This window comes from Enterococcus sp. DIV0183 (assembly GCF_050541505.1).
Classification (GTDB): Bacteria; Bacillota; Bacilli; order Lactobacillales; family Enterococcaceae; genus Enterococcus; species Enterococcus faecalis.
This window is the reverse complement of sequence record NZ_CP172932.1, coordinates 2,726,185-2,732,500: the sequence shown is the minus strand read 5'-3', so window position 1 is coordinate 2,732,500 and position 6,316 is coordinate 2,726,185. Positions and strand designations below refer to the sequence as shown.

Annotated in this window: 5 protein-coding genes (1 of these 5 cut by a window edge); 4 read left to right on the top strand and 1 reads right to left on the bottom strand. The window is 39.5% G+C overall.

Annotated elements, in window-relative coordinates; translation table 11 throughout:
- Positions 1-302: the 5' portion of a MurR/RpiR family transcriptional regulator gene (locus IGK72_RS13140; RefSeq protein ID WP_002354705.1), read on the bottom strand. The gene continues 556 nt to the left of window position 1, outside the view; the window shows 302 of its 858 coding nt (coding positions 1-302); the start codon lies at positions 300-302; the stop codon falls past the left edge of the window.
- A 145-nt stretch (positions 303-447) separates the two neighbouring features.
- Here IGK72_RS13140 and IGK72_RS13135 point away from each other — a divergent pair, with 145 nt between their 5' ends.
- The 4 genes from IGK72_RS13135 to IGK72_RS13120 all read left to right on the top strand — a co-directional run bounded on the left by IGK72_RS13135 (position 448) and on the right by IGK72_RS13120 (position 6,232).
- Positions 448-1,755, top strand: a complete 1,308-nt coding sequence (locus IGK72_RS13135; protein WP_002391542.1) for a PTS sugar transporter subunit IIC — start codon at positions 448-450, stop codon at positions 1,753-1,755.
- Positions 1,733-2,962, top strand: coding sequence for an aminotransferase class I/II-fold pyridoxal phosphate-dependent enzyme (locus IGK72_RS13130; RefSeq protein WP_025186717.1), 1,230 nt, complete (start codon positions 1,733-1,735; stop codon positions 2,960-2,962). The genes IGK72_RS13135 and IGK72_RS13130 overlap by 23 nt, the downstream gene beginning before the upstream one ends.
- Positions 2,963-3,266: 304 nt before the next feature.
- On the top strand, positions 3,267-3,734 hold the full coding sequence (locus IGK72_RS13125; RefSeq protein ID WP_002354715.1) for a CtsR family transcriptional regulator: 468 nt from the start codon (positions 3,267-3,269) through the stop codon (positions 3,732-3,734).
- Positions 3,735-3,736: 2 nt separating this feature from the next.
- On the top strand, positions 3,737-6,232 hold the full coding sequence (locus tag IGK72_RS13120) for an ATP-dependent Clp protease ATP-binding subunit (RefSeq protein ID WP_002378875.1): 2,496 nt from the start codon (positions 3,737-3,739) through the stop codon (positions 6,230-6,232).
- Positions 6,233-6,316: the final 84 nt, after the last annotated feature.

Here is a 6,316-nt window from a genome sequence, read left to right as displayed (position 1 = left end):
ATTAGTAAATCAGAATCTTGCGCTAAAAAAGGCATATTCGCATCAACATTCCGGATTGCTTGGTAGTGAATTTCTAAGTCGCGGGACAAGCGGATTTTAAATTCTTTGAAACCGCTAGTCTCTGTTTTTTTACACAAACGAACAATCGTGGAAGTTGAAGAGTTGGTGGCTTCTGCTAGTTCATAAATCGACATATGCAGGACTCGTTCAGTATGAGATAAAATAAAATCAATAATTAGCCCTTCGTTATATGTATAGCGTTCTTTTTGTTCTAAACATTCGATTAGATTCAATGGGTTCACCTCTCTGTGGTACTTTGTTTCGCTTTCAGTATACCTTAAGCGTATGAATTATGAAACATAGTTACAGAATTAGTTAGTCGTATTTACATAAGAAAGCGGTTTCTTTATGATGAGGATATCACAAAGGATTAAGGAGAGAAGTGAAATGGATAAGTTAACAAACTGGGTGGAGCAAGCCGTAGTGCCTAAAGTTTCAAGGATTACAAGTTTACGTTATTTTCAAGCCTTAAGAAATGGTTTTTTTGCGATTATGCCGTTAACAATTATTGGATCGATTTTTATGTTGATTACAGATTTTCCAGTAGCAGGGTATGGCGATTTTATGGCTGGAATTTTCGGTGCAGGTTGGGCGGATATGATTTCACCCGCTTATCGAGCAACTTTCAACATGATGGGAATTATTTTTGCCGGGACGATGTCCTATAAATTGGCGGAAAGTTACGAAATGGATCGTTTAACTTCATTAATTTTAGGAATTGTTGCTTACGTAGTCGTTTTACCGAAAACGGTGACCACTGAATCAGGCGAAGTTGTGACGAAAGTTTTATCGTTTGATTGGTTAGGAACGCAAGGGGTGATTACGGCCATTATTATGTCAATTCTTTCGGTTGAGTTGACTCGTTTCTGTATTAAGAAAAAATTAGTCATCAAAATGCCTGACAGCGTGCCTTCTATGGTGAGCCAAGCTTTTAGTGCATTGATTCCTGGGATTTTTGTGGTAGCGGTGGCTTTATTGATTAATGGGATTGGGCTTTCGTTTGCGGATTCCTTCCCACAATTAATTTATGCGGTGATTCAAGCGCCACTGCAAGGTTTAATCGGAACCCCTTTTGCAATTATTATTGTGGCTGGCTTAAATGGACTGTTCTGGTGGTTTGGGATTCATCCAACTGTCATCAATTCCATGCTATATCCTATTTTATATGCGAATGCAGACAAAAACCAAAGCTTAGCGGAATTAGGACAATTAACTGCTCAAAGTGGCAACTTTGGCACGGTCCAAATGCTCGATCAATTTGCCACAATTGGAGGCGCTGGTTGTACGATTGGCTTGGCTATTGCAATGGCCATCGTCGGACATTCATCTAGAATGAAAGCCATGTCGAAAATTTCGTTTGTTCCAGCATTTTTCAACATTAATGAACCCTTGATTTTTGGACTCCCAGTTATTTTTAACCCTTTATTATTGATTCCGATTGCGGTCGCGCCGATTGTATCGGTCTTGATTGCCTTTCTGTCAATGAAAATTGGGTTCATGCCAATGTTTACAAACATTCAAGCACCATGGGCTACGCCCTTTCTGTTTTCGGGCTTTTTAGTGGGAAAATGGCAAGGTGCAGTGACGCAAGTTTTAGCTGTTGCCGCTAGTGTCGTTATTTATTATCCATTTGTAAAAGCCTTAGATCGACAATATCAAAAAGAAGAAGCCCATGAAGTACCAGAAACATTGTAGAGAAAGAGGAGTGAAGGAAATGCATGTTGAGAATGATAAAAATATTTGCTGTGAAGTGGAAAAAGGAATGGAAAAAATGTATCATCCGATGGTGCCCGAGTTGGTTCAAACCTCTTCCTTTTATTTTCCAACTTACGAAGAATTTATGGCAGCGAGTATAGATGAAAAAAATAATTATGTTTACACACGTGGCACCAACCCCACAACAGAAATTTTAGAGAAAAAAATTGCTCGTTTGGAACGTGGAGAAAAATGTAAAGTTTTTGCCTCAGGAATGGGCGCTATTTCGGCAACGCTGTTTACGTTGCTCCAACAAGGTGATCATGTTTTAATGGTCAACACAATTTATGGCGAATCTGTTTCGTTTGTGCAATATTTAGAGAAATTTGGCGTATCCTTGACCAAAGTAGACGTTACAGAAACAGAAGAACTTTTTCAATTTGTTCAGGAAAACACCAAAGTCATTTACTTTGAAAGTCCGTCCTCACAAAAGTTTGAACTGCTAGATTTAGAAAAAATAACTGCGTTAGCACAAAAAATCGGCGCATACACTGTCATTGATAACACGTGGGCGTCACCGTTATTTCAGCATCCTTTATGCCATAATGTGGACCTGGTGATTCATTCTTGTTCCAAATATATTGGTGGTCATTCGGATATTGTAGCAGGGGCTGTCATTGGCAAAGCAGCGCTTGTGGATCAAATTTTTGAACATGGTCATCAAGCTTTAGGAGCAGTCAATAGTCCCTTCAATTCTTGGTTAGCGTTACGTGGTATTCGTACCATGCCTGTTCGGTTGGCGCATCAGTCTCAAGCCATCCAAACGGTGCTGTCGGCTTTGCAAAAGGATTCGCGAATCAGCCGCTTATATCATCCTTTTGTAGGAAATCAACAACAACAAGCGTTAGCAGAAAAATATTTAACAGGTTATGGCTCATTGTTTGCGATTGATTTAAAAGATACCGATTTTGAACGTTTGAAAACATTTGTGAACGCATTGACGCTGGTCACAATTGGGGTCAGTTGGGGTGGCTTTGAAAGTTTGGCCTTGCCTGTATTTAAAGGCAATAACTTGACGGCTGTTCAGAAAAGAGGCTTGTCGCCAGCGCACATTCGCATGTACGTTGGTTTGGAAGAGCCAACATCTATTATCGAAGATATTCAACAAGCCTTGGATCAAGCCTATGGCGAAGAATCGCTTTTGTGAGACATTAAGATAATCAGCTGAACAAAAGCAACTCCTTCGGAAATAAGCCGAAATTCTCCAAAAATTAAAGAACAATTTTCGGAAATTTCTTCTTATTTCTTGGAGCTAAACACTTTTGTCTCAGCCTCTGTGATTCAATAACATATTTTCAATTTTAGGAGGGGGACTTAAGTCAGTTTGACTGAGGTTGCTCCTCCTGTTTTGCATTTTTTTATTAAAGTCAAAGCGTTCCTCTTTATTTAATAGGCAAAGTTCGATATAATAATGGTCAATATTAGTCAAGAGAGAAGAAGGATGGAAGACTATGAGTAATCAAAATACGTCAGATTTAATCGAGGCTTATTTAAAAAAGATTTTAGAAGAAAGTAATAAAATTGAAATCCGTCGGGCGGAAATGGCTAATTTATTTAATTGCGTTCCTTCACAAATTAACTATGTAATTAATACACGTTTTACCATCCAACGAGGCTACGCAGTTGAAAGTAAACGTGGTGGAGGCGGCTATATTCGCATTGTCAAAGTACAAATTTCAGATAACGATCAATTACTAAAACAAATGGATCAATTGATTGGCGCAACCTTAACAGAAAAAGATGCGCTAACATTTATTCAAACATTGTATGAAGAAGAAGTGATTACGAAAAAGGAAGGCAATTTAATGCTAGCTGCTTTAAGTAAAAGCACATTGAATGGTCTGGGGAATCACGAAGATTTTCTAAGAGCTCAAATAATGCGTTCATTTTTAGAGCGCTTGAGCTATGAGGAGGAATAACTATGGATGAACTATTTACAGAAAGTGCGAAAGCCGTACTGGCGATTGCCCAAGAAGAAGCGAAGTATTTTCGTCACCAATCCGTCGGTTCTGAACATTTATTATTAGCACTCGTTTTAGAACCAAATGGGATTGCCGGAAAAACATTACGACAATTGAATACTGACACAGAAGACATCCGTGAAGAAATTGAGCATTTAAGTGGCTATGGCACCATGCAAAGTCCAATGGGAAATAACAACTTATACTTACCTTATTCACCAAGAGCCAAACAAATCTTTGCCTATGCTGGAGATGAAGCGAAGCGCTTAGGGGCTCAAAAGATTGGTACCGAGCATTTATTATTAGGCTTGTTAAGAGACGAAGAAATTTTAGCGTCTAGAATTTTAGTGAATTTAGGATTAAGCTTATCCAAAATGCGTCAATTATTATTGAAAAAAATGGGCGTTTCCGAACCCAATGGCGCACAACGTCGTCGGAATGGTCAAAATAAAAATGCGCCACAAGGGACGCCAACATTGGATTCTTTAGCAAGAGATTTAACCAAGTTAGCACGAGAACAAAGCTTGGATCCAGTAGTTGGTCGCGGTACCGAAGTCCGTCGTTTGATTCAAATTTTGAGTCGCCGTACCAAAAACAATCCTGTCTTAGTCGGTGAACCAGGTGTTGGGAAAACAGCGATAGCAGAAGGGTTAGCCCAGAAAATTGTCAACCGAGAAGTCCCTGAAGATATGCAAGGCAAACGTTTAATGATGCTAGACATGGGTGCCTTGGTTGCTGGAACCAAATATCGAGGTGAGTTCGAAGATCGCTTGAAAAAAGTTGTCGATGAAATCTATCAAGATGGACAAGTCATTTTATTTATTGACGAATTGCATACCTTGATCGGTGCTGGCGGTGCAGAAGGGGCGATTGATGCTTCAAATATTTTAAAACCTGCTTTAGCACGTGGCGAGTTGCAAACAATTGGTGCGACAACTCTGGATGAATACCAAAAATATATTGAAAAAGATGCCGCTTTGGAACGTCGTTTTGCCCGTATTCAAGTAGCAGAACCAACCCCAGAAGAAGCAGAAGAAATTCTAAAAGGCTTGCGTTCCCGCTATGAAAAACATCATGGCGTAGAAATTACAGATGAAGCTCTACATGCAGCGGTTCAATTATCGATTCGCTATTTAAATGACCGCCAATTACCAGATAAAGCAATTGATTTAATGGACGAATCTGCAGCAAAAGTTCGTTTAGATAAGGCAGATCAACCTTCAGAAATTAATGAATTGCGTACCGAAATTTCTCAATTAATTACGGAAAAAGAAGAGGCCATTCAAAACCAATCATTTGAAAGTGCTGCTCGGATTCGTCAAAAAGAAAAACAAGTGATGGAAAAACTAGAAGAATTGATTGCAGTGAAAGAAAAAAGTCTGTCTGGTTACAGTACACAAGTAACAGAAGAAGACGTGGCTGGGGTTGTTTCACAATGGACAGGCGTTCCTTTGCAGCAGCTAGAGAAGAAAGAAAGCGAACGATTGATGGAATTAGAAACCATTTTACATCAACGGGTCGTTGGCCAAAATGAAGCAGTTGAAGCTGTTTCACGCGCTATCCGTCGTGCGCGTAGTGGCTTGAAAGACCCAGCAAGACCGATTGGTTCCTTCATGTTCTTAGGACCAACAGGGGTTGGGAAAACAGAACTTGCCAAAGCCTTAGCCGAAGCGATGTTTGGCAGCGAAGAAGCTTTGATTCGCGTGGACATGTCTGAGTTTATGGAAAAATACAGTACTAGCCGTTTAATCGGTTCTCCTCCAGGTTATGTCGGCTACGAAGAAGGCGGTCAACTAACTGAAAAAATTCGTCAACGTCCTTATTCCGTTATTTTGCTAGATGAAGTAGAAAAAGCCCATCCAGATGTCTTTAATATTTTATTACAAGTCTTAGATGATGGCCATTTAACGGATGCCAAAGGACGAAAAGTCGATTTTCGTAACACGATTTTAATCATGACCTCCAATTTAGGGGCAACAGCGATTCGTGAAGAAAAACATGTTGGCTTCAATGTGAAAGACATTTCTAAAAATCATGAATTAATGCAAAAACGAATCATGGAAGAATTGAAAAAAGCCTTCCGTCCAGAATTCTTAAACCGAATTGATGAAACGGTTGTATTCCATTCCTTGAAACAAGAGGAAATTCATGAAATCGTAAAAATTATGAGTCAATCTGTCGTGAAACGGATGGCCGAACAAGAGGTTAAAGTGAAAATCACACCAGCTGCAATTGAAGTTATTGGTAAAGTCGGGTTTGATCCAGAATATGGCGCACGTCCAATTCGTCGGGCCTTGCAAAAAGAAGTGGAAGATCGTTTAAGTGAAGCCCTTCTTTCTGGTCAAATTCAGTTAGGGGATAAAGTAACTTTAGGCGCTAGCAAAGGCAAAATTACGTTAAATGTGCGGGCACCAAAAGCACCAAAGACAGAAGCGAAAGAATTACAAACTGTATAGATGAGATGCAAAGGAGGTCGGGACAGAAGTGTTTAACTCCGAGAAATAAGAAGGAATTTCCGAAAATTGTTCTTTAATTTTTGG

Excerpts from the sequence above, each read along its gene's own strand:
- IGK72_RS13135 (WP_002391542.1), top strand. The coding sequence starts at position 448 with ATGGATAAGTTAACAAACTGGGTGGAGCAAGCCGTAGTGCCTAAAGTT.
- IGK72_RS13125 (WP_002354715.1), top strand. The coding sequence starts at position 3,267 with ATGAGTAATCAAAATACGTCAGATTTAATCGAGGCTTATTTAAAAAAG.
- IGK72_RS13130 (WP_025186717.1), top strand. The coding sequence starts at position 1,733 with ATGAAGTACCAGAAACATTGTAGAGAAAGAGGAGTGAAGGAAATGCAT.
- IGK72_RS13120 (WP_002378875.1), top strand. The coding sequence starts at position 3,737 with ATGGATGAACTATTTACAGAAAGTGCGAAAGCCGTACTGGCGATTGCC.